This is a genomic window from Haemophilus sp. CCUG 66565, assembly GCF_001679495.1.
Lineage (GTDB): Bacteria > Pseudomonadota > Gammaproteobacteria > Enterobacterales > Pasteurellaceae > Haemophilus > Haemophilus haemolyticus_K.
Map to the genome: position 1 here is coordinate 374,255 of NZ_LZOX01000016.1, position 21,862 is coordinate 396,116.

At 35.3% G+C, this 21,862-nt stretch carries 18 protein-coding genes; 5 read left to right on the forward strand and 13 right to left on the reverse strand.

Annotation, left to right across the window (positions count from 1 at the left end; translation table 11 throughout):
* Window positions 1-27: 27 nt before the first annotated feature.
* Both A9501_RS07340 and tal read left to right on the forward strand, forming a co-directional pair.
* Window positions 28-894, forward strand: coding sequence for a VirK/YbjX family protein (locus A9501_RS07340; protein ID WP_065265421.1), 867 nt, complete (start codon window positions 28-30; stop codon window positions 892-894).
* Between the two features lie 123 nt (window positions 895-1,017).
* Entirely contained in the window at window positions 1,018-1,971 is a 954-nt protein-coding gene (tal, locus tag A9501_RS07345) for a transaldolase (protein ID WP_065265422.1), read from the forward strand.
* An 83-nt stretch (window positions 1,972-2,054) separates the two neighbouring features.
* Here the strand turns inward: tal and A9501_RS07350 are convergent, their stop codons facing one another.
* The gene (locus A9501_RS07350; RefSeq protein ID WP_140449886.1) at window positions 2,055-3,917 is read right to left on the reverse strand and encodes a monovalent cation:proton antiporter-2 (CPA2) family protein; all 1,863 of its coding nucleotides are present in this window, start codon (window positions 3,915-3,917) and stop codon (window positions 2,055-2,057) included.
* A gap of 132 nt (window positions 3,918-4,049) precedes the next feature.
* Here A9501_RS07350 and A9501_RS07355 point away from each other — a divergent pair, with 132 nt between their 5' ends.
* From A9501_RS07355 to hrpA, 3 genes are read left to right on the forward strand one after another with little or no spacing between them, the layout of a single operon-like run.
* Window positions 4,050-4,502 (forward strand): DUF441 domain-containing protein, encoded by a 453-nt coding sequence (locus A9501_RS07355; RefSeq protein ID WP_048952754.1) that lies wholly within the window; start codon window positions 4,050-4,052, stop codon window positions 4,500-4,502.
* Entirely contained in the window at window positions 4,503-4,877 is a 375-nt protein-coding gene (locus A9501_RS07360; RefSeq protein ID WP_005646825.1) for a DUF423 domain-containing protein, read from the forward strand.
* Window positions 4,874-8,785 (forward strand): ATP-dependent RNA helicase HrpA, encoded by a 3,912-nt coding sequence (gene hrpA / locus A9501_RS07365; RefSeq protein WP_065265423.1) that lies wholly within the window; start codon window positions 4,874-4,876, stop codon window positions 8,783-8,785. The genes A9501_RS07360 and hrpA overlap by 4 nt, the downstream gene beginning before the upstream one ends.
* A 120-nt stretch (window positions 8,786-8,905) precedes the next feature.
* Here the strand turns inward: hrpA and rfbB are convergent, their stop codons facing one another.
* The 12 genes from rfbB to A9501_RS07425 form a co-directional block, all read right to left on the reverse strand.
* Entirely contained in the window at window positions 8,906-9,925 is a 1,020-nt protein-coding gene (gene rfbB / locus A9501_RS07370) for a dTDP-glucose 4,6-dehydratase (RefSeq protein WP_065265424.1), read from the reverse strand.
* Window positions 9,925-11,340 (reverse strand): undecaprenyl-phosphate galactose phosphotransferase WbaP, encoded by a 1,416-nt coding sequence (wbaP, locus tag A9501_RS07375; protein ID WP_065265425.1) that lies wholly within the window; start codon window positions 11,338-11,340, stop codon window positions 9,925-9,927. The genes rfbB and wbaP overlap by 1 nt, the downstream gene beginning before the upstream one ends.
* Entirely contained in the window at window positions 11,333-12,121 is a 789-nt protein-coding gene (locus tag A9501_RS07380; protein ID WP_065265426.1) for a DUF4422 domain-containing protein, read from the reverse strand. The genes wbaP and A9501_RS07380 overlap by 8 nt, the downstream gene beginning before the upstream one ends.
* Before the next feature lies 1 nt (window position 12,122).
* On the reverse strand, window positions 12,123-13,052 hold the full coding sequence (locus tag A9501_RS07385) for a glycosyltransferase family 2 protein (RefSeq protein ID WP_065265427.1): 930 nt from the start codon (window positions 13,050-13,052) through the stop codon (window positions 12,123-12,125).
* A 73-nt stretch (window positions 13,053-13,125) separates the two neighbouring features.
* Complete coding sequence (glf, locus tag A9501_RS07390) at window positions 13,126-14,274, reverse strand: UDP-galactopyranose mutase (protein WP_065265428.1); 1,149 nt, start codon at window positions 14,272-14,274, stop codon at window positions 13,126-13,128.
* Window positions 14,275-14,288: 14 nt separating this feature from the next.
* Window positions 14,289-15,851 (reverse strand): hypothetical protein, encoded by a 1,563-nt coding sequence (locus A9501_RS07395; protein WP_065265429.1) that lies wholly within the window; start codon window positions 15,849-15,851, stop codon window positions 14,289-14,291.
* Window positions 15,838-16,224 carry an HAD-IIIC family phosphatase gene (locus tag A9501_RS07400; protein WP_065265430.1) on the reverse strand — a complete coding sequence of 129 codons (387 nt, stop codon included), beginning with the start codon at window positions 16,222-16,224 and terminating at the stop codon, window positions 15,838-15,840. The genes A9501_RS07395 and A9501_RS07400 overlap by 14 nt, the downstream gene beginning before the upstream one ends.
* Before the next feature lies 1 nt (window position 16,225).
* Entirely contained in the window at window positions 16,226-16,942 is a 717-nt protein-coding gene (locus A9501_RS07405; protein WP_065265431.1) for a glycosyltransferase family 2 protein, read from the reverse strand.
* Between the two features lie 15 nt (window positions 16,943-16,957).
* A complete protein-coding gene (locus A9501_RS07410; RefSeq protein WP_143421508.1) occupies window positions 16,958-18,040 on the reverse strand; it encodes an acyltransferase family protein in 1,083 nt (360 codons plus the stop codon).
* A gap of 5 nt (window positions 18,041-18,045) precedes the next feature.
* Window positions 18,046-19,779 carry a glycosyltransferase gene (locus A9501_RS07415; protein ID WP_065265432.1) on the reverse strand — a complete coding sequence of 578 codons (1,734 nt, stop codon included), beginning with the start codon at window positions 19,777-19,779 and terminating at the stop codon, window positions 18,046-18,048.
* A 2-nt stretch (window positions 19,780-19,781) separates the two neighbouring features.
* Window positions 19,782-20,723 carry a hypothetical protein gene (locus A9501_RS07420; protein ID WP_065265433.1) on the reverse strand — a complete coding sequence of 314 codons (942 nt, stop codon included), beginning with the start codon at window positions 20,721-20,723 and terminating at the stop codon, window positions 19,782-19,784.
* A gap of 28 nt (window positions 20,724-20,751) precedes the next feature.
* On the reverse strand, window positions 20,752-21,861 hold the full coding sequence (locus tag A9501_RS07425; protein ID WP_065265434.1) for a hypothetical protein: 1,110 nt from the start codon (window positions 21,859-21,861) through the stop codon (window positions 20,752-20,754).
* Window position 21,862: the final 1 nt, after the last annotated feature.

The following is a 21,862-nucleotide window of genomic DNA, read 5'->3' on the forward strand; positions in this document are numbered from 1 at the left end:
TTTTGACCGCACTTTTAAGGAATCCACATGACTGTACCAACCTTATATCAGTGGCCTAAAGCCGAATTGATTTATCCTGATAGACCTAATAAATCTTATGCAGCAAAACGTTTACGTTATCGTCTTCGTTCACTCTTACATTGTCAAACAATAAAAAAATTTGAAGCCTTCGTTAATCAAACTCCAGTTCTGATTAGCTTGCTAACACAACGTCCCAATTATAGCTATCCCTTAGTTCATCGTTTTTTAGATAAACGTTTCAATACCCAAAAACGTTTATCAACCATTTGTGATAATTTTCTATTTGTACCACAAAAATTATCAAACCTATCTCCTTCTATTTTGGAAACCCCCATTTCTTTTGGTGAAATTATTCCTGATTTTGAATTGCTATTCATGCTAAGCAATCAGCAACCCATGGAAGGTTTTTGGACATTAGAGTTACGTTATAAACCCACTGATGCTGAAGTTTATCTACTCACATTTGGGAAGTTAGAGGAGGCATTGCTTATTGCTGTTGTGCAAGGCCCAAATTTTGAAGGCGCTAAAGAAATGGTAAAACAACTCACTAAAACTTGCCACGGATTACGCCCAGCCTATCTAATGGTTGAAATAATGAAATCGCTCACAAAAATATTAGGCTATGACAAACTTTATGGTATTCCTCAAAAATACCAAAATAAGTCTCGCTTTGTTCAAAGTAAACATTTCGTGGTTGATTATGACGCCATATTTTCAGAAGCTGGTGGTGAACGAAAAAATTATTGGATGTTACCTCTTATTAGAGATACAAACCTAGACGATGTTCCAAGTAAAAAACGCTCAATGTATCGTAAACGCTATGCTATGTTAGATGAAATTGAAACCACACTTAAAAATAAACTTCAAATGTAAATCTTCCGTGCAGATCAATGTCTGCACCTATTTTTTCTATTGAAAAATTTTTCCTTTTCGTCATAAATTTATGCTATCGTAGCTGAGATTATTTATTCCATTTCATTTGAATAGGAGAGACTGATGACAACTCAATTAGATTCACTTCGTAATATGACCGTTGTGGTTGCTGATACTGGCGATATTGAGGCCATAAAAAAATACCAACCACAAGATGCGACAACTAACCCATCTTTAATTTTAAGTGCATCTGCCCTACCACAATATTCACCACTTATTGACGAAGCTGTTTCTTACGCGAAAGCACAAAGCAATGACAAATCCCAACAACTCATCGATGCAGAAGATAAATTAGCGGTAAACATTGGTTTAGAAATTTTAAAAATCGTTCCAGGACGTATTTCTACTGAAGTGGATGCCCGTCTTTCTTATGACACGCAAGCAACGGTTGAAAAAGCACGTAAATTAATTGCACTTTACAATGCTGCTGGTATTTCAAATGATCGCATTCTGATCAAAATTGCATCAACATGGCAAGGAATTCGTGCTGCAGAAATCCTTGAAAAAGAAGGCATCAACTGTAACTTAACCTTATTATTCTCTGAAGCTCAAGCTCGTGCTTGTGCAGAAGCAGGCGTTTACTTAATTTCTCCATTCGTAGGCCGTATTTTAGACTGGTACAAAGCAAACTCCGATAAAAAAGAATATGCGCCAGCAGAAGACCCAGGTGTTATTTCTGTTACCAAAATCTATAATTACTACAAAGAATATGGCTACAACACCGTTGTGATGGGCGCAAGCTTCCGTAATGTAGGCGAAATTACTGAACTTGCAGGTTGCGATCGTTTAACCATTGCACCGGCATTGCTGAAAGAATTACAAGAAAATTCAACCGCACTTGTACGTAAACTAGAATACAAAGGCGAAGTAAAAGCGAAACCACAACCTCTTACTGAAGCTGAATTCTATTGGCAACATAATAGCGATGCGATGGCAGTAGAAAAATTAGCAGATGGTATTCGCAAATTTGCTGTTGACCAAGAAAAATTGGAAACCATGCTTTCAGCAAAACTTTAGTTGCATGAAAGTGCTAACATATCTTTATGTCAAAACTCGCCATATATGTATGGCGAGTTTTTTATTGAGAAATTAAAAATGAATTATTTCTGTATTGTTTCTTCTCTATCTTGATGTAAATCATCCTCATCGATTAACAATTCTGCCGTTTCATCATTTAAAGCCTGAGCATCAGCATGAGGTTTAATAAAAGGTTTTGGCGTCCAATACTTTTTCACAATTTCATTAGAAAAACCATGCAGAACTTCCTCATTTAGACGTTCTTGATCCAATGCTCGCACTTCTTTAATGACTTCATCAGCCTCAATCTTATCAATGCCAAGTTTCATCAATGTTGCTTGGCTAAGCGCAATGGCGGATTCAAAAGTTTCACGCACAATAAAGTCCACATCTTGCTTAATTAGGCTCACGGTCGTTTTTCTATCATAAGTGCGGGTTAAAATCGGCAAGTTTGGATAAGCCCCTTTAAGTTGGCTCACAATCGTTTCAATGCGATCTGTATCATTAATACCAATCACCACACATTTAGCTTTTTCAATTCCAGCGGCGTAAAGTACATCCAAACGAATACCATCACCATAATAGACTTTAAAACCAAATTTTGCCGCAGCACGGATATTTTCTATATTACGATCAATCACTGAAACGCTGATGCCACGGATTAATAATGTTTGACATACGATCTGGCTAAAACGCCCAAAACCAATTACAAGCACGTTATCTTCTAAATCATCAATAGGCGACAGATCGCTCGTATCTGGTTGAGTCGCCGATTTTCTCTCTCCACATTGCGCTAATTTACGAGTAATTTGTGTAATAAATGGAGAAAACAACATGGAAATAATTACCGCTGCAGTAAAAGTAGCGTTTTCATGGTTGCTCATTACGCCTGCTGTTGTTGCGGCAGAGAAAAGTACGAAAGCAAATTCACCACCGTGCGCCAAGAGTGACATTCTTCCTACTGCTTCTCTATGTTCTAAGCGAGTGATTCGGGCAACGACATAAACGGAAAGCCCTTTGCCAATAATGTAAAGAAATACAATTCCGAGTAGTAATAACCAGTGATTAAACACTAACATCAAATCCAATGACATCCCCACGCCCATAAAAAACAGGCCAAGCAATAAACCACGAAATGGCTCGATATCCGCTTCTAATTGATGGCGGAACGAAGACTCTGACAGCATAACGCCCGCTACAAATGCCCCCATTGCCATTGAAAGTCCACCTATTTCCATGGCTAATGCCGCGCCAAGTACAACTAATAAAGCGGCTGCTGTCATCATCTCGCGAATATGTGCTTTAGAAATTAATCGGAATAACGGATTCATTAACCATTTACCCGCAACAATCAAGCCGATTACCGCGCCTAATGCGATGCCGATTGACATCCAATCGGTATGAGTGCTTTCTTCAGAATGAGGCGCAAGAAACGCCACTGATGCCAATAATGGTACAATAGCAATATCTTCAAAAATTAAAGTCGAAATAATTCGCTGACCTTTAGATGTGCTGGTAATACAACGTTCTTCCAAAGTTTGCATCACAATAGCAGTTGAAGAAAGTGTAAATCCCATGCCTGCTATAAACGCGACTTCTTTCGGTAAATCGAGCAAATAAATTCCAGCTAAAGTAAGTAATGCACCACAGCATCCCACTTGCAAAAAACCACGTACAAAAATTGCTTTTCTCATTGCCCAAAGGCGTTCAGGGTGCATTTCAAGACCAATAATAAATAAAAACATTACCACCCCAAGTTCAGCCAAATGCACAACTGCAGCAGGATCTTGAATTATGCCAAATACAGAAGGCCCAATTAGACAACCAGCCACCAAATAACCTAACACACTACCAAGACCAAGGTGTTTAAATAGTGGCACAATGGTTACACTGGAAGCGAGTAAAATAACGGTTTTGATGAGTTCATGGTTAGCTAGATGCTCAATAGTATTCGACATAAAAACGCTCAATAAAACTGAAATGTAGCTTGTATTTTAGCCTGTTTTATTGAAATAAAGAACACATCAATTATCTAAACTTGCTATAATTCTTCACAACTTTTAACCGCACTTTTACTTATGACGTTACAATTTAATATTGTCGCCTTATTATTGGTGATTTTAATTATTCTCGGATTACTCAGCCATAATAGCGCGATCACAATTTCTGCTGCTGTCTTGCTCATTATGCAACAAACTTTTTTATCACAGTATATTCCTTGGATCGATCAATATGGTTTAAAACTAGGAATTATGGTTTTAACCCTCGGTGTCCTCAGCCCTTTAGTGTCAGGGAAAATTCCATTGCCTGAACTTTCTTCCTTTATTCACTGGAAAATGTTTTCCTCTATCGGCGTTGGTATTTTTGTAGCCTGGCTTGCAGGCCAAGGTGTTGACTTAATGACAAATCAACCCGTTCTCGTTACAGGGCTTATGATTGGTACGGTTATCGGCGTATCTTTCTTTGGCGGCATACCCGTTGGCCCACTTATTGCTGCAGGTATATTAGCTTTACTTTTAGGGAAAATTTAAATGAAAAACAAATATCTCACTCTTGCAGCTTTAAGCGGATTCTTCTGTGTCGCACTAGGCGCATTTGCGGCGCATGGTTTAAGCCATGTATTAGAAGCCAAAGCATTATCATGGATTGATACGGGTTTAAAATATCAAATGTTCCATACTATTGCAGTACTTGCCGTTGCATTATCTGCTTTACGTGACAACAAATTCGCCCGATTATCCATGTCTTCTTGGTTAATTGGAACCTTATTATTTAGTGGAAGTTTATATGCACTCGCTTTTGGAGCAAGTAATGTAATAGTGTGGATTACGCCTATTGGCGGAACTTTATTTTTAATCGGATGGATTAGCTTAGCTTACGGAAGTTTCAAAAGTAAATCGCTATGAAAAACAGATCGGTAAAACATGCATTAACTCCTTTACAACAATCCCTTTTTTCTCAATTAAATGACATCATGTTGGTAGATAAACGCCGTTTATCCGCCCGCATTCATGGTATTGGAAAAATTAAAAGCCAAGAGGCTCAACAAGCCGTTGCAGATGAAATCCAACAGCGAATTGAACAAGCAAGATTACGTGTAAAAAGCCGTAAAAGTGCGGTGCAAAATCCCATTGTTTTTCCAGAAAGTTTGCCGGTTAGCCAACGTAAAGCAGAAATTCAAAAACTGCTTTCTGAACATCAGGTCATTGTGGTGGCAGGGGAAACTGGTTCAGGTAAAACCACCCAATTGCCGAAAATGTGTTTGGAATTAGGTTTCGGCAATTTAGGTATGATTGGTCATACTCAGCCGCGTCGTATTGCCGCTCGTTCTGTGGCTGCGCGTATTGCGGACGAACTGGAAACGGAGCTTGGCGGTTTAGTTGGTTATAAGGTTCGTTTTAACGATCAAATCAGTGATGATACGCAAATCAAGTTGATGACCGACGGGATCCTGTTAGCTGAAATTCAAAACGATCGTTTCCTTAATCAATATTCTTGTTTGATTATTGACGAAGCCCACGAACGCAGCCTGAACAACGATTTTATTCTTGGTTATCTGAAACAGCTTTTACCACGTCGTCGTGATTTAAAACTTATCATTACCTCTGCGACCATTGATGTGGAACGTTTTTCCAAGCATTTCAACAATGCCCCGATTATTGAAGTCTCGGGCAGAACCTATCCTGTGGAAGTGCGTTATCGTCCCGTAGTGGAAGAAGACGATCAAGATCAGCTACAAGGCATTCTTAACGCGGTGGATGAACTGCAAGCGGAAGGTCGAGGCGATATTTTGATCTTTATGAACGGTGAGCGTGAAATTCGTGATACTGCCGAAGCTTTACAAAAACAAAACCTAAAACACACGGAAATTCTACCGCTCTTTGCACGCCTTTCTGCTCAAGAACAAAATAAAATTTTCCATCCGAGTGGATTAAATCGCATCGTGTTGGCGACCAACGTCGCAGAAACCTCATTGACCGTGCCGGGCATTAAATATGTGATTGATCCAGGTACTGCGAGAATTTCTCGTTATAGTTACCGCACCAAAGTACAACGTTTACCGATTGAACCCATTTCACAGGCATCTGCTAATCAGCGTAAAGGCCGTTGTGGTCGTGTAAGTGAAGGGATTTGTATTCGTTTATATTCGGAAGAGGATTTTAATTCTCGTCCAGAATTTACTGATCCTGAAATTCTGCGCACCAATTTAGCCTCCGTTATTTTGCAAATGACAGCATTGGGTTTGGATGATATTGAAGCTTTCCCATTTGTTGATGCGCCAGATAAACGCCATATTCAAGATGGTATAAAACTGTTGGAAGAATTGGGTGCGTTTGAAATGGTTCGCACTAAAGCGGGCGAGAAACGTCAATTAACGGCAGTAGGTCGTCAATTAGCTCAACTCCCTGTGGATCCTCGTTTAGCGAAGATGTTGCTGACCGCTGTCTCACAAGGTGCGTTACATGAAGTGATGATTATTGTCGCGGCGTTATCCATTCAAGATCCGCGCGAGCGTCCACAAGAAAAACAACAAGTTTCCGATGAAAAACATCGCCGTTTTGCCGATAAAAAATCGGATTTCTTGGCCTTCCTCAATCTTTGGCATTATCTACAAGAACAACAAAAAGAATTGAGTAAAAACCAATTCCGTCGTCAATGCCAAAAGGATTTCTTAAATTATTTACGTATTCGCGAATGGCAAGATATTTATCATCAAATTCGTTTAACCGTCCGTGAAATGGGCTTGCCGATTAATTCTGAAAAAGCAGAATATCAGCAAATTCATACCGCACTTTTAAGCGGTTTGCTTTCTCATATCGGTTTGAAAGAAACGGAGAAACAACAATATCTTGGCGCACGTAATGCCCATTTTGCAATTTTCCCCAATTCTGTGCTTTTCAAGAAACAACCGAAATGGGTGATGGCGGCAGAGTTAGTGGAAACCTCCAAACTTTGGGGGCGTATGGTGGCGGAAATCGAGCCAGAATGGATCGAACCACTTGCCGAGCATCTAATTAAAAAATCCTATTCAGAACCGCGTTGGTCGAAATCCCGTGGGGCGGTAATTGCCGATGAAAAAGTCACGCTTTACGGTGTGCCGATTGTGGCTGCACGACCAGTGAATTACGGTTCTATTGATCCGACGGTAAGCCGCGAGATCTTTATTCAATCTGCCTTAGTGGAAGGGGATTGGAATACCAAACATAAATTCTTCAAAGAAAATCAACGACTCGTTCGAGAAGTAGAGGAATTGGAACACAAAAGCCGCCGCCGTGATATTTTGGTGGATGACCGCACGCTTTTTGAATTTTACGATCAGCGTATTGGCACAGAAGTGGTCTCTCAAAAACATTTTGATACGTGGTGGAAAAAGGCGCAGCAAAAAGATCCTGAATTACTTAATTTTGAACGCTCATTTTTGATTAACGATGATGCGGAACAAGTGAGCAAGCTGGATTTCCCGAATTTCTGGCATCAAGGCAATTTAAAGCTCAAACTGACCTATCAATTTGAACCGGGTACGGATGCGGACGGCGTGACCGTGCATATTCCGTTGCCGTTGCTCAATCAAGTGGAAATGACGGGTTTTGACTGGCAAATTCCGGGCTTGCGGGAAGAACTGGTGATTGCGCTGATTAAGTCTTTGCCGAAATCTTATCGCCGTAATTTTGTTCCGGCACCAAATTATGCCCAAGCTTTTTTAAGTCGCGTCGTGCCGTTGGAAAAACCGTTATTGGATACGCTGATTTATGAATTGCGTCGCATGACGGGCGTCACCGTAGAAGCGGAACATTGGAATTGGGAACAAATCCCGAGCCATTTGAAAATGACTTTCCGTGTGGTGGATGAAAACGGCAAGAAAATCGCCGAATCTATGAATTTAGACGAGCTGAAATTTAGCTTAAAAGATCGTGTGCAAGAAAGCATTTCTGCCGTGGCGGACGATGGTATTGAGCAAAGCGGACTGCATATTTGGAGTTTCGCCGAGCTGCCGCAGTGTTATGAACAAAAACAGCGCGATTTCAGTGTGAAAGCCTTTCCTGCCATTGTGGACGAAAAAGATGCGGTGGGCATTAAACTGTTTGAAACGGAATTTGAACAAGCGGTGGCAATGCAACAAGGTTTACGTCGCTTATTGTTGCTCAACGTGCCGTCACCGATTAAATATCTGCATGAAAAATTGCCGAATAAAGCTAAATTGGGGCTGTATTTTACACCATTCGGTCGCGTGTTGGATTTGATCGATGATTGTATCGCTTGTGCCGTAGATAAACTGATTGCCGATTTTGGCGGTTTTGTATGGGATGAAGCCGGTTTTGAAAAATTGCGTGATTTTGTTCGAGAAAACCTTAACGAAGTGACCGTAGATATTGCGCAGAAAGTGGAGCAAATCCTATCCCTTAACCATGCCTTAAACCAACGTTTAAAAGGCAAAATGGATTTCACTATGGCCTTTGCGTTGTCGGATATTAAATCACAACTTGCGGATCTTATTTATCAAGGTTTTGTGCAAAAAAGCGGTTATGATCGCCTACCTGATTTACAACGTTATTTACAAGCTATTGATAAACGTATCGATAAACTGGCTCAAGATGTAAATCGTGACCGTGCCGCGATGCTACGCGTGGAACAAGTACAACAGGCTTACCAACAATTGCTAGCTAAACTGCCGAAATCTAAACCGATTTCTGATGAAGTTGCGGAAATTCGTTATATGATCGAGGAATTACGTGTGAGCTTATTTGCACAGCAGTTAGGCACAAAGTATCAGATATCAGATAAGAGAATTTTGAATATAATGAGAGAAATATAAATAAAGATACTCATAGAAATAATATAAGCAATATGTAATTACTCTATTTTACTGGATTACAAGCTTACTATTCAAATAGTACCTATCTAGAGATGTAGTTCGTTTATTTAATTAGGAAACCTATTTAGCATAATAATTATCTGATAAATACCATTCTACTGTTTTACGAAGTCCTTGTTCAAAGGTTATTTGCGGTTTCCAGCCCAATTCTTCATGAATTTTAGAACAATCCAATGAATATCGCACATCGTGACCTGGTCGGTCTTTTACAAAAGTAATTAAATCTTCGTAATACTTAATGTGATTAGGCTTATTTAGCACCAGTTCTTCGAGTAGTTCACAAATCATTTTAACTACTTCAAGGTTCGTTTTTTCACAATTTCCACCAATATTATAACTTTCCCCGACTCGACCTTTTGTCAAAACTAAATATAAGGCTTGAACATGATCTTCCACAAATAACCAATCACGAATTTGCTGCCCATCACCATAAATTGGCAAAAACTTCCCCATCACAGCATTTGAAATCATTAAAGGAATGAGCTTTTCAGCATGTTGATAAGCCCCATAGTTATTGGAACTGTTTGTGATAATCACAGGCAAACCATAAGTACGATACCAAGCGTGCACCAAATGGTCACTCGCCGCTTTTGAGGCTGAATAAGGACTACTCGGATGATAAGGGGACTGTTCGGTAAAGGCTGGTTCGGAAAGGGATAAATCTCCATACACTTCATCAGTAGAAATATGATGGAATCGAAAGGTCGTTTTTTTAGTTTCGTCTAAGGTATGCCAATAATTCTTAGCAACCTCTAACAAGGCATAAGTCCCCATAATATTGGTTTGAATAAAATCAGCCGCTCCCGTAATAGAACGATCGACATGACTTTCAGCTGCCAAATGCATCACCGCATCCGGTTGATATTTCTCAAAAATGCTTTCTATCGACTTAAGATCACAGATATCAACTTGCTCAAAAGTATAACGAGGATTATTTGCTACCTCTTTCAAAGCTGATTGATTTGCCGCATAGGTCAGTTTATCAATATTGATAACAGAATCTTGAGTCTGATTAATAATATACCGAATAAGGGCGGAACCGATGAAGCCGGAACCGCCGGTGATGAGGATGCGTTTCACTAATAAGCTCCAGTTTTATTCCAAACAACTTTCACTGTTTTAAGTAAAATCACAATATCATTCCATAAAGACCAATTTTTAGCATACCAGGTATCGAAATAAACGCGAGTATCATAGCTCACGTTATTTCGCCCACTGACTTGCCATAAGCCAGTCATTCCAGGTTTAGCCATAAGGTAATAATCCACATCTTCTTGATAGTAAGGCAATTCCTTTTTCACTATTGGACGAGGTCCGACTAAACTCATTTCACCTTTAAGTACATTCCAAAGTTGAGGTAATTCATCTAAGCTTCTTTCTCTTAACCATCTGCCTATTGGTGTAATGCGTGGATCATCTTTAAGTTTAAAGTCTTTTTCCCATTCTAATCTAGCACTTTCATCCATTGCTAAAATCTTTTCTAACACTTCATCTGAATTATTCACCATTGTTCGAAACTTCAAACATTTGAATTTCTTTTTGTGCTGACCAATTCTTGAATGCTCGTATATGAAATTACCGCCATCTCTTGTGATTATAAAATATAAAGGAATACAAAATGGTAACAATAAAAGTAAGAGAAAAGATGAGCCTAAGATATCAAAGGTTCTTTTTACAATCTTAGATGAACGTTTTGCTAAATTATTATTTACTCTAAAAAGCACCATTTCCTGGCTAAATAAAAAAGACATATCCGTGCCATAAAGTGGAATACCTCGAAAATCAGGAATTACTGAAATAGAACGGCATCCTTTACGAATTAAATAACGTAACCAAAAATCTTGCTCAACTTTCTTTTCCTCATCAATCGCCAGAATAAACTGAGTAAATTCAGGTGAAACCAATTCCATTAGCCGTTCAGAGTTATGGTCCATGATAGGGACCCCCTCTAGAAACTCTGAATGATCATCTTCCGTTGTAACAAAAAATTTTATGTCGAATCCTAAATACGATTCATCATTTAAAGCGTTAAATACCGCTTTAGCATTTTTCCCATTGCCTATAATGATAGTTTCTTTTAGATACATGCCGCTTTTTATTAAAAGATTTTTTACAAAAATTCGGGAGAAAGGAAGTCCTACAAAGATACAAATCCAAGTTACAGACCAGAAATAACGGGAAACATATAGACGAGAAAAGGCAACAATTGCTAATTCAATAATGAAAAGAATCAATAAGGTACGGATAATTTCTTTTAATTCAAACCAAAACGGTTTGCGGTAAGTATAGTGCCGTAATCGTATCCAAAACCATAACACACCAACGAAAGATACACAGGCATGAATCAATACATAGTCATTAAATTCTTCCAAAGGAAAATAAAAACGGCCGCCACGAGTAATATCTAACACTTCATAGGCAATAAATAATGAACTAAAAAGTGTTAAAAAATCAGTAGCTAACAAAATAAATTTACACCACGTAATTTTATGCATAGTGAAATCCTAATCTTAAAAATTTCCGTTTTAATAAATTAATCGCTTTTTTTAACAAATTCTCGCCTTCCAAATTAACTACCGGAATTTCACAAAACTTTAACTGATGATGAACCAACCAAACATTGAATAGGCGCTCGGCGATAAAACCAAATACTCTTTTTTGGTAGCTATCATACTGGGTTATATCTATTCGCTTTTCTAATTCAAACAAAATAGGGAAAAGCCACTTACAGTATTCTGATGCGTTCTCTGATGACATAACAAACATATTATAAATATGAATCTTTCGGCCTTGCATAATTGTATCAAAGCTCGTTATGTACTCAGGATGCAATTCAGAAATAATTTTCCTTGTACAATTCAGATCCTTAACATGATGGGCATGTTGGTAGTGAGAATAAATTGATTCAATAAAATAATTTCGTTTTTTCGGTAAAATCGCATCATATTTTTCTAGAAGAGATAGCAACTCTCTTTCTGATGCAATATGCTGTTTCTTCAAACATAACTCTTTACCTGCAAAATAACGCCGATAGTGTACTAACCCAACATATTGGTTATTTTTAAAGATACCATTTTGCCAAGCCCAATAAAGTCCGGTTAATTCACAAAAACTACTATTTTTTTCAGCTATATTCACACCAACACTATCTTGGTAAAACCTTTCATTTTTTAAATCACTTGTAGTCTCCCCTCCCACAAAAAGCGGGCAATAGCATGCAGAATCTGGAAACTCGTAGTCTTTATGCGTAATCACTAATACAGTAAGTTTTTGCATGTTATTTTAAGTAATCCTTGTGATGAAAAAAATTACCAGTAAGCCCGTGCCACATTGCACGCCAAGCAAATAGTAAACGAGAAAGACTTGGCTGAGTAAATGCATAAAACCAAGTCGTTTTAACAAAAAAAGTCAGAGCATAAATAAACCCTTTATGCTTGGCAAAAGTAGCAATTGTATTACGACAAAAACAATATTGTTTTAAATCTGAATGTGCATTATTAAACCGTAATTTACCCCAAAACATTGGTTCTGATATAGAGCTGGCTATAGGGTGATAAAACAATGCATCAATCACTGTCAAAATTTTGGCACGGTATGCCTCCGCACGCAGAGTATATTCTCGCTCATCTCCCCAAATAAAGTACTCCTTCATAGGAAATCCCATTTGTTGGACAAGATCTCTTCCGATTAATGTACCATTAAAAGGCAATACTGTATCCTTAATTTGATTATCTATTTTGAAAGACTGAGGAATATCAGAGTAATGATCGAGTACTTGCAAACTATTTGGTAAACGTAAGCTAAAACTTAGTTTCTCTTTGCCTTCACAATCAAGCACAATCGGACCTATATAACAATTCTCAGTAGTGTAAGGTAAGAGTTTTTCCAAACATGTTTCAGCTGGAAATCCATCATCATCCATTAACCAAATATAATCAAAACCTTGTTCAAACGCATACTTAATTCCTTCATGGAATCCACCTGCACCGCCCATATTTTCGGATAACGTGATTAAAGTAAAAGCATCATTGTTTATCCAACCATGCTCACCTAAAAAATCGGCTGTACCATCAGTACTGGCATTATCAATCACCACAATATGAGATAAAGGGTGTGTTTGAGCTTTCAGTGCATTTAAACAATTTAATAATAATGCTTTGCGGTTAAATGTCACAACCACTGCACAAATTGATTTTTCAGTATGCATAATTGACTCAATTTTATTTAAACAAAAGCCATACACGAAATCGTATATGGCTTGATGATAGACTCGCTATACTTTAGTCCATATTTACATAAAAAGGTTTAAGTACAGTCTGTTTTTCTAATGATTCTCTTACAACATCAGCTGTTTCTAAGGCTTCTTTAATCGTCACATCCATATCTAAATAACGATAGGTACCTAAACGCCCTACGAAAGTCACTTGCGTTTCTTTATTCGCCTTTTCAACATATTGTTGCAAGAGTACTTTATCTTTCACTAAACGAATCGGGTAATACGGAATATCATTTTCACCACATAGACGACTAAATTCACGATAACAAATTGTTTTCTCGTGTTGTTCCCATGGTGCAAAATGTTTGTGTTCTGAAATACGAGTATATGGTACTTCTTCATCACCATAGTTAATTACCGCATTACCTTGAAAATCACCCTCATCGCGGAATGCTTCAAAATCTAAAGTACGATAACCTAAGCGACCAAGTTCAAATCCAAAGTATGCATCTAACGGACCTGACCAGAAAATGTGATCAAATTCTGCCTTCATCGATTCAGCAAATGGCGTATTTAAACGCACTTCAATATTTTCATGATCTAAAATCGCTTCCACAACTTGCGTATACCCCTCTTTCGGCATACCTTGGAATTTATGTGCGAAGTAGTTATCGTCATAGTTAAAACGTACAGGTAAGCGTTTTAAAATGCTTGCCGGTAACTCTTTTGGCTCTACACCCCATTGTTTTTTGGTGTAACCATAGAAAAACGCTTTATACAAATCCTTACCGACAAAACGCATTGCTTGCTCTTCAAAGGTTTGCGGATCAGTAATAGACAAATCTGCTTGCGCCTCAATTAAAGCTTTTGCTTCTTTCGGTGAGCACGTTTTGCCAAAGAATTGGTTAATCGTATGCAAGTTAATTGGGAGAGAATACACCGCACCTTGGCTAATCGTTTTTACACGATTAACAAATGGCATAAACTCACCAAAGTTGTTCACATAATTCCATACTCGCTCATTATCAGTATGGAAAATATGTGGGCCATAAACATGCACCATTACATTTGTTTCAGCATCACGTTCAGAATGGCAGTTGCCTGCCACATGGCTACGAGAATCGATAACAACTGTTTTATAACCTTTCTCTGCTAATTCACGAGCAATAACGGCATTTGAGAAACCAGCGCCGACTAATAAGAATTTTTTCATTATATTCACCTAATTTAAGATTTAGTCATAAAAGTACGATATAAACGCAGAGCATTTGCAAGCATTGCATCTTGTCTATGGGGTTTATCATAATGTAATGGTATCATTGATAAAAATAATAAAATTGTAGGAGCTATAATATCTTCATGTTGAATATTTGGTATTATTAATTGCTTCATGAAAACAGCTTGTATTTTTTCTAAACGAGCATCTAAGTTAAACGTTAATTTAACACCAATATCATTATTTTTTTCTAAATTAAATGAGTCCGCAATAATAAAATCATATAATCCAATAAAAGAATGACAAAGTTTAGCCAAATCATAACTTTGATTTCCATAAATTGTTAATTCATGATTAATATTTAATCCTCTAGGATCTATGACTTTTATTGAATTACTACGAGAATCATACATTATATTACTAAAACATAAATCACCATGAACTACTGACGGTATTATAGGAAGTGCTAATGCTTTATTTACACAGTCTTCCGCAATTTGCCACAAAGAAGGCAAGTCAATACCATCGTAACGAGTCGGCTTATATAAGTCTAGACCTACTTGCTTTGCATATGCTATCAAGCGCTCGTATGTTTTATCTGCATAAAGTGCGGTAGAATCCTGATTGATTTTTTCAAGAAGCACTTCATCTCCTCTAGGAAAATATTTTCTTGATTCACTCATATAAAATGAGATCAATCCTAAAACTTTCTCCCAAAAAATTACCGGATTTCTTCCATGCACAAAAATTTCATTCAATGGAAGTATTGGTAAATACTCTGTTTCATAAAACGGATTATCTTGTTCTGTTTTACCAACTTGAATAAGCTGTGGAGTAAATCTTTTTAATCCCGCAGGTAAAGCCTTAAACCAATTTGCTTCAGCCTCAATTTTTCGTGGCGGTGAGCCCGATTTCCACACAACACCGTCCTCTATTTTTAATGAATTAAATGCTCGTTGGGTTGTTATAAGTGAACGCGATTTAAAGTAGGTATTAATATGTCCAAAGTCGTACCACGATGATACATCTTCGTATTCAATACCATTTTCTTCTTCATAAATATTGACGGCTTGGGAAAAATCACCTTGAGATAAGGCTAAAGCCCTTACAAATGCTTTAGGATTACTAAAGGAAAAAAAACCACACCACACCGCATTATATTTTTCATTAAATTGCCAGATGTAATCATCTTCCGCTTTTGCTAAAGCAATGCAATTTTCATTTTGAGGAAATGAGCCTAGTAGCGTATCTCCATGTAGTAAACGTAAAGGTTCGTTATTATCCCCGATGGTATTCAAGACATAAAGAAGAGCCATTCCTAACGAAATGCCATCTTGAACAAAAATAGGCTCGATATTTAGCTCATCTAGCAGCAATGATTCTTCTATACTTAATGCATAAGTACTCGGTAAAGAAACCACTATTTTAATATCTTTTGAAAACTGCTCACGAAGCATACTAATCTGATGAGTTAATAATTTCTTATTACCTATAGGTAAAAAAACCGGGGGGATTGCACCAAATTCATTACGAAATTCAGCATTAACATAGGCCGCAGAATTAATTAGAATCATATTCACCATCCATTTTTATTAATTTACGGATTTCATCATAACTCATAGAACTAAATTCATCTGGACGAATTGCACGATCATCGACATAAAAACCATCATGTCCACACCACGGCTTACCAACATAAATTTCATCATAAGGTACATTATGACGCTCTAACCAATCAATAATTATAGGTAATGTATTAACATTAATTTTTCCCACATTCCCTTCATAGGTTCTCATATTACGACTAGAACTAATAATTATCTCAAAGCCTTGAGCTTTATATTCTTTTAATTTTTCAATAACTGAAACAATGGGCTTAGCATTCTTATAATCACCATTTTCAGTTAAGGTGATAGTATTATCTAGATCCATGATAAGTCGTTTCATATTAAGCATCCCCTTTTAATAATTGTTGGTATTCATCTGGAGTTCCACAGAATAAGATACGTTCATTTTCAATTAAATCATAGAAGACTATCGAACCAACTTCGATTAAATCATTATAAAGTGGTGCAATATAATATTCATTCTTTGTCGTTTTTTGATTTTCTTTTGCAGAAAGAAATAATTTCTCAAATACTGACTTTCTCTTAAAATAATAAAGGCCATCACTGCATAAATCAGAAATCCGCTCTTTTTCAGTCGTGCAGATTACCTTTTTAGAATTCTCTTCTGCTAAAGCAAAAGACCAATGCTCTCCTTCACCTTTAAAAACCTCTAAATAACCATCACAGTCATTCACCCACTCAGGTTTAACAAAATCAATTATGCGAGAATCAATATTAAAAATATAAATCTCTTCATCATGATCGAGCTTATTAATTCCTTGGTATACCGTATCTGCCTGTCCGAGTGTTTCTTCTGGCAAACAAACTAATTCGTAATCTAAGATACCGAGCTCAACTATCGCTTTCTCTAAGAATTGTTTAGTGTCATAAACATCTCGATAAATAAAAACAAACTTATCAGTTTTAAAATATCGCTCAAATGAGCGAACTGACCAAGAAAAAACAGTTTCACCGTTTAAATCTAATTGATATTTTGGTTTTGTATAACCTGCTTTAAAAAAACGGGAACTTAGTCCCGCCATTGGAATAATAAACATATTTAACCTTATTATTTATGAAGTATATTTCACTCTAAGTGACATAAATGGTTTCTCTATTAAATTAAATATCAACATAGATATCAAAATAATAGGAATCATTCGAACACAAGACTGTAATAATGAGTCACTTAGAGTATTAGGTGATACAAAACCTAACAACTTATTAACGAATATTCCCACAGGAAGATGAATTAAATATAGAGAAAAGCTGATCTCTCCCAATTTAGATAATATAGTATCTAATAAATTATTAAATTTAATCCCAACTAAAAAATAAGAACATACCACCCCTCCCCATAACAATGCCTCTATGCTAAATAAAAGTGAAGCTACGTAAGGGTTATCTTTATTTAAAGTAAATAAATAGGTTAATAATGTAAAAGATATTAAAGTTAAAAAGATAGAAAATATATAAGAATGGAATAAATTTAAGTATCCTCTATTCCATAATACAGCAAATATCATACCTATAACAAATTGATCTAATCGACCTAAAATTGTATGGTAAAAATTCCAATACATAGGATTTGGTACAAGATTAGCTACATTTATTCTAATAAGAATAGATAATAAAACTATACCTAACAAATACTTTAGACCATATCGTTTGAGAAATAGCGCCAAGAATGGGAATATAAGATAGAATTGGAATTCAACACTAATCGTCCATATAGGACCAACTGGAAAAAACTCATGTCCCCATCCTGTACCAGGATTTCCTGTATTTAACTGTAAAGTCAATACTCGAAATATATCCATAGGTGTAGAATTAGCTCTATTTATAGCAATTACTATTGCCACCAACACAATTAATAAAGGAAATATCCTTAATATTCGATTATAAATAAACCCTTTATAATTAATTTTTTTATTACCTATATCACTTATAATACAAAACAGGAATCCAGTTAAAAATAAAAATAAACTTACACCTGTAGATCCTTTTTGAAGCCAAGTTATAAAAAAGTTAGTAATTAAGCCAGCATCTGGACTAACTGCAATATTACCACTGAAATGATGAAATATAACAAGTGTAGCTGCAAAAAATCTTAAGTGATCTATTCTAGAAAAATACGAACTATTGAGTGATTTCATAATAATTATCTAAAAAGTTTATCCCAACTATCACGTTCTTTTGAACTTTCTCTAAACTCTAATAATTTAGAACGATAAGATTCAATATTACGTATCAAATGAATATAATTTTTAACAAATCTAATGGCCAACCGAATACTTTTACCTCTTTGTAAAGTTGCTTCTTCCATTGTTCGATTCAATGTATTGAATAATCTTACTTTTTTTCGACCATAGAAAAAAATAGGCTGCCTTTCAAAACCATACTTAGATGAACCTTCAGTGCCTAATCCAAGATAAGATAAAATTATGCCTAGTAATTTTGTTGATTTCTTATGAAAACGCGGCTCAGTATAATAATAATCAACATCAGAAACAGTGACTGTATTTTTCTTAAGCTCTTTAAGTGTTTTCATAGCCCATTGATGCAAATCGGCAGGATCTTTTTTATACTCCTCATTTATCACATGCTCTAATGCCAACACATTAAATTCAGCAGCCACATAATTAAATGTAATCAAATTCTTTATAAATTTTTTCAATGAAAATAATTTAATCAAATTATAATATCTTTGGTAAGAAAGAAGGGCATTCATAATCATATTACGTGGAAGATAATAATCTTCCATAATTTCATTGTATTTTAAGATAAATGGATCATGCCAAACATTAATACCATTTAAAGAAACAATTTCTTTATTATTTCTCATTGAAAATTCAATATCATCACCTCTAACAAAGATTGGTAAAGGCAACCCATTTTCTTTAATTAATTTAGTTGAAAATGCAGAAAACCACCAACCAGATAGGCCGTAGATACTTTCCGAAAATGTATTATTTAATGCAACCCCACGATCCCGCATATCTTGGAAATGCCCTTGGTGGTGAAAGCCATTATTATCTAAAATTGTATTTCGTTCATATTGCAACCAACGTTCATCTGATGAAAACATTGAACCAGCCAACATCACATCAAAATACTCAGGTCTAATAAATTGAAAGAAACGATAGGTTCTTAATAAAGATTCAAAGTGAAAGTTGATATCATCATCCATTAATAACACATGGGAACTATTTGACTCAATTGCTTTACAAATAGAATGCGTAAAACCACCTGCGCCTCCCATATTCTTACTTTTATAGATATGAATATTTTTGTACTCTTTATTCAGTTGAATTGGATCACCATTATTTGTAATTATTACATCCATATTCAATCCATTTTTATCAATACCTGTTTCAAGAACATCAGCTGATTTTTGAATATAGCTTTGTCTATTATAAGTACAAATACAACAAGAAAGTTTATATTCTTTATTAACAACTTCCGACTCTGTAGTAAAGCAAACATTACTAATAATACTATCCACATCATTTGCTCTAACACTTACATAGAGCACTTTTTGCATATTGAATTGATCAATTCTAATCTTATGATGTTTTTCTTTATCAGAAGATAAAATTTCTTGATGTAAATCCTGCTCATATTGATAGAATGTATGGCGATAATCTAACCCTATCAAGTTAATCTGAATATTTCCTTTAAAGGAAAACTCTAGATACAGATTATCTAGAGAACAATATCTTAACCATTTTTCAATAGAAAAAAAGTTAAAGTAAGTATCAAATGCAATACTATTATATGCCTTAATTTTAATCGTTTCATTATTCAATAAAGCATAGTTATTTCCTCGTACATATAAATGAGAAAGCTCTAGAGAATGTGGATAAAATATAACATTTTGTAAAACAATAGACATTTTTAATTCAGACCTCTAATGTAAATTCTTAATGGATTATTAATCTCTCTCTCAACTCTTTTTACTGCAAAAAGATTATTTGAATTAAATATTTTCCATTTATTATCACCATCGTATAAATACTCAAATTTCTCTAAGTATTTGATATCATTATTTCTAATTGCCTCAATATCCTTAGGTTTAATCTCATAAAATTTACTCCTAAAGAAAATTGTATTTACAATCTTTCTTAATAGGTCATTGCGATGAATTCTTTTGTACTTCATAAAGAACTTCCACAATTTGCTATCGAATCGGTGTACTTCTGATAATACGTAAGGTAATCCATCTGACTTTATATTCAAAGCATTTGCCAACGATGAAAATACGATTTCTTCTCTAGGATAGTGAAGCTGGCTCTCTAATAAATTATGCTTTTCACATAACTCTATTATTCTCATAAGTAAATCAATCTTATACATACTCCCTTCAATTTGAGAACCTATGATCATTGATGAATTATGCAATTTTAATAAATTAAGGAGTTTTTTGTCTTGCTTTGCTACAGCACCGACCCACCAATAAGTAAAAAATGAATTTACCCTTCTGAAATTAAATAGATAATCTTTACCTTTCAAATATTCTTCTATTCCTAATTTAACAAACATATCATTAGATGAGTGAAACAAAACATGAGCATCAGAACTGATATTATTATAAATATATTTAATATTTAAAAAATGGGCTGAAATAATCCCTCCCCAAGTAGTTTGAGCTTGATTAGGGTTTACATGATAGTTATCTACTTTACCTCTTAAATACTCTTCTAGTTCAGATAAAGCAAAATTTGCTGACTTAGAAACATGGACAACTACTTTTGCTGAAGGGAAATACTTTTGAATATTCAAAAGCTGCTCCAAAATAATATCCTTTTTTTCATGCACAAGTAATGAAATTATATACATAAAATACCTATAAAATTAATATATTGATTTAACGACAAGTTCTTAATCGAGGTTTATTATTTTTTCTAATAAAACTAACATCACACCCTAAATGCCTATATAAACTAGTATGTTTTTCTAATCTTCTAGGAAGAATACCTTCTATATATTTAAGTTTATCATAAACAATATCCTGAGCTGATATAAAATCAATGTGGTGATCATATTCATCTCTAGAAAATTGTTTATTACAAACCAGTTTATCCATAGAATAAACAAAGTCTGGTAAACAATTGATTACTGGTAGTAATGCTGACAATTTAACAGCAAAATCAAATAATATCTTCCCTCTAACTAACTCTGAAATTTGATCCAAGCCAAAAACATCTTTCCAGAATGATTTTGGTAATTTAGGAGGAGGAGATGTAAATACGGCATAAATATGACAAAAACCCAAATTATTCAGATACTCTTTGAGAGCCAAGATTCCATCAATCATCTCCTTAATAAATAGCGGAATATCATAAAAACCAGAATTAGCCATTTTATACGGTAAATTAAAATCAGTATCAACAGAACCAAAATGGAGTAAAATAACACTATCTTTGGGAATTTTAATTAATGTATTCAAATATGGTTTCATTTGCTCATTAATTTTTCTTAATCCTCTAGCAGACCAGCCTGAAGCCCAAAATGGCAAGTAATTCTCATTATCACCAAAGATATAATCAAAAATTTCTGTTGAAGATGAACCAAAAGCAACAACTTTTCTCTCATTCTCATTCTGAATAGGTAAGCTATCCTTAACAAATGTTGCTTCTTTATCTAATATTGGAAATAATGATAAATAATTACTGAATTGCTCACCTTGAACAATTCTTAAAATACCATTACAATCAGCAATATAATACATTTGCATCCCTGGATTTGTACAGAATAAAGTAACGGAATTATCAATGACTTGAAACTTGAAACTTGAATCGTATAAAAATAATTCATCTGCCTCATATGATGAATCTATAATAATACCATCTCGATGACGAGCAAACTCTCCTGTCATCACATTTATTAAAGAAACTGCTTCAGATAAATCAAACTTATGAGGATTTACGAACTTATATAAATTACAACCTAAATAAATATACTTACCTTTTATCATG

Excerpts from the sequence above, each read along its gene's own strand:
- A9501_RS07340 (WP_065265421.1), top strand. The coding sequence starts at position 28 with ATGACTGTACCAACCTTATATCAGTGGCCTAAAGCCGAATTGATTTAT.
- tal (WP_065265422.1), top strand. The coding sequence starts at position 1,018 with ATGACAACTCAATTAGATTCACTTCGTAATATGACCGTTGTGGTTGCT.
- A9501_RS07355 (WP_048952754.1), top strand. The coding sequence starts at position 4,050 with ATGACGTTACAATTTAATATTGTCGCCTTATTATTGGTGATTTTAATT.
- A9501_RS07360 (WP_005646825.1), top strand. The coding sequence starts at position 4,503 with ATGAAAAACAAATATCTCACTCTTGCAGCTTTAAGCGGATTCTTCTGT.
- hrpA (WP_065265423.1), top strand. The coding sequence starts at position 4,874 with ATGAAAAACAGATCGGTAAAACATGCATTAACTCCTTTACAACAATCC.
- wbaP (WP_065265425.1), bottom strand. The coding sequence starts at position 11,340 with ATGCATAAAATTACGTGGTGTAAATTTATTTTGTTAGCTACTGATTTT.
- A9501_RS07380 (WP_065265426.1), bottom strand. The coding sequence starts at position 12,121 with ATGCAAAAACTTACTGTATTAGTGATTACGCATAAAGACTACGAGTTT.
- A9501_RS07385 (WP_065265427.1), bottom strand. The coding sequence starts at position 13,052 with ATGCATACTGAAAAATCAATTTGTGCAGTGGTTGTGACATTTAACCGC.
- glf (WP_065265428.1), bottom strand. The coding sequence starts at position 14,274 with ATGAAAAAATTCTTATTAGTCGGCGCTGGTTTCTCAAATGCCGTTATT.
- A9501_RS07395 (WP_065265429.1), bottom strand. The coding sequence starts at position 15,851 with ATGATTCTAATTAATTCTGCGGCCTATGTTAATGCTGAATTTCGTAAT.
- A9501_RS07400 (WP_065265430.1), bottom strand. The coding sequence starts at position 16,224 with ATGAAACGACTTATCATGGATCTAGATAATACTATCACCTTAACTGAA.
- A9501_RS07405 (WP_065265431.1), bottom strand. The coding sequence starts at position 16,942 with ATGTTTATTATTCCAATGGCGGGACTAAGTTCCCGTTTTTTTAAAGCA.
- A9501_RS07410 (WP_143421508.1), bottom strand. The coding sequence starts at position 18,040 with ATGAAATCACTCAATAGTTCGTATTTTTCTAGAATAGATCACTTAAGA.
- A9501_RS07415 (WP_065265432.1), bottom strand. The coding sequence starts at position 19,779 with ATGTCTATTGTTTTACAAAATGTTATATTTTATCCACATTCTCTAGAG.
- A9501_RS07420 (WP_065265433.1), bottom strand. The coding sequence starts at position 20,723 with ATGTATATAATTTCATTACTTGTGCATGAAAAAAAGGATATTATTTTG.
- A9501_RS07425 (WP_065265434.1), bottom strand. The coding sequence starts at position 21,861 with ATGATAAAAGGTAAGTATATTTATTTAGGTTGTAATTTATATAAGTTC.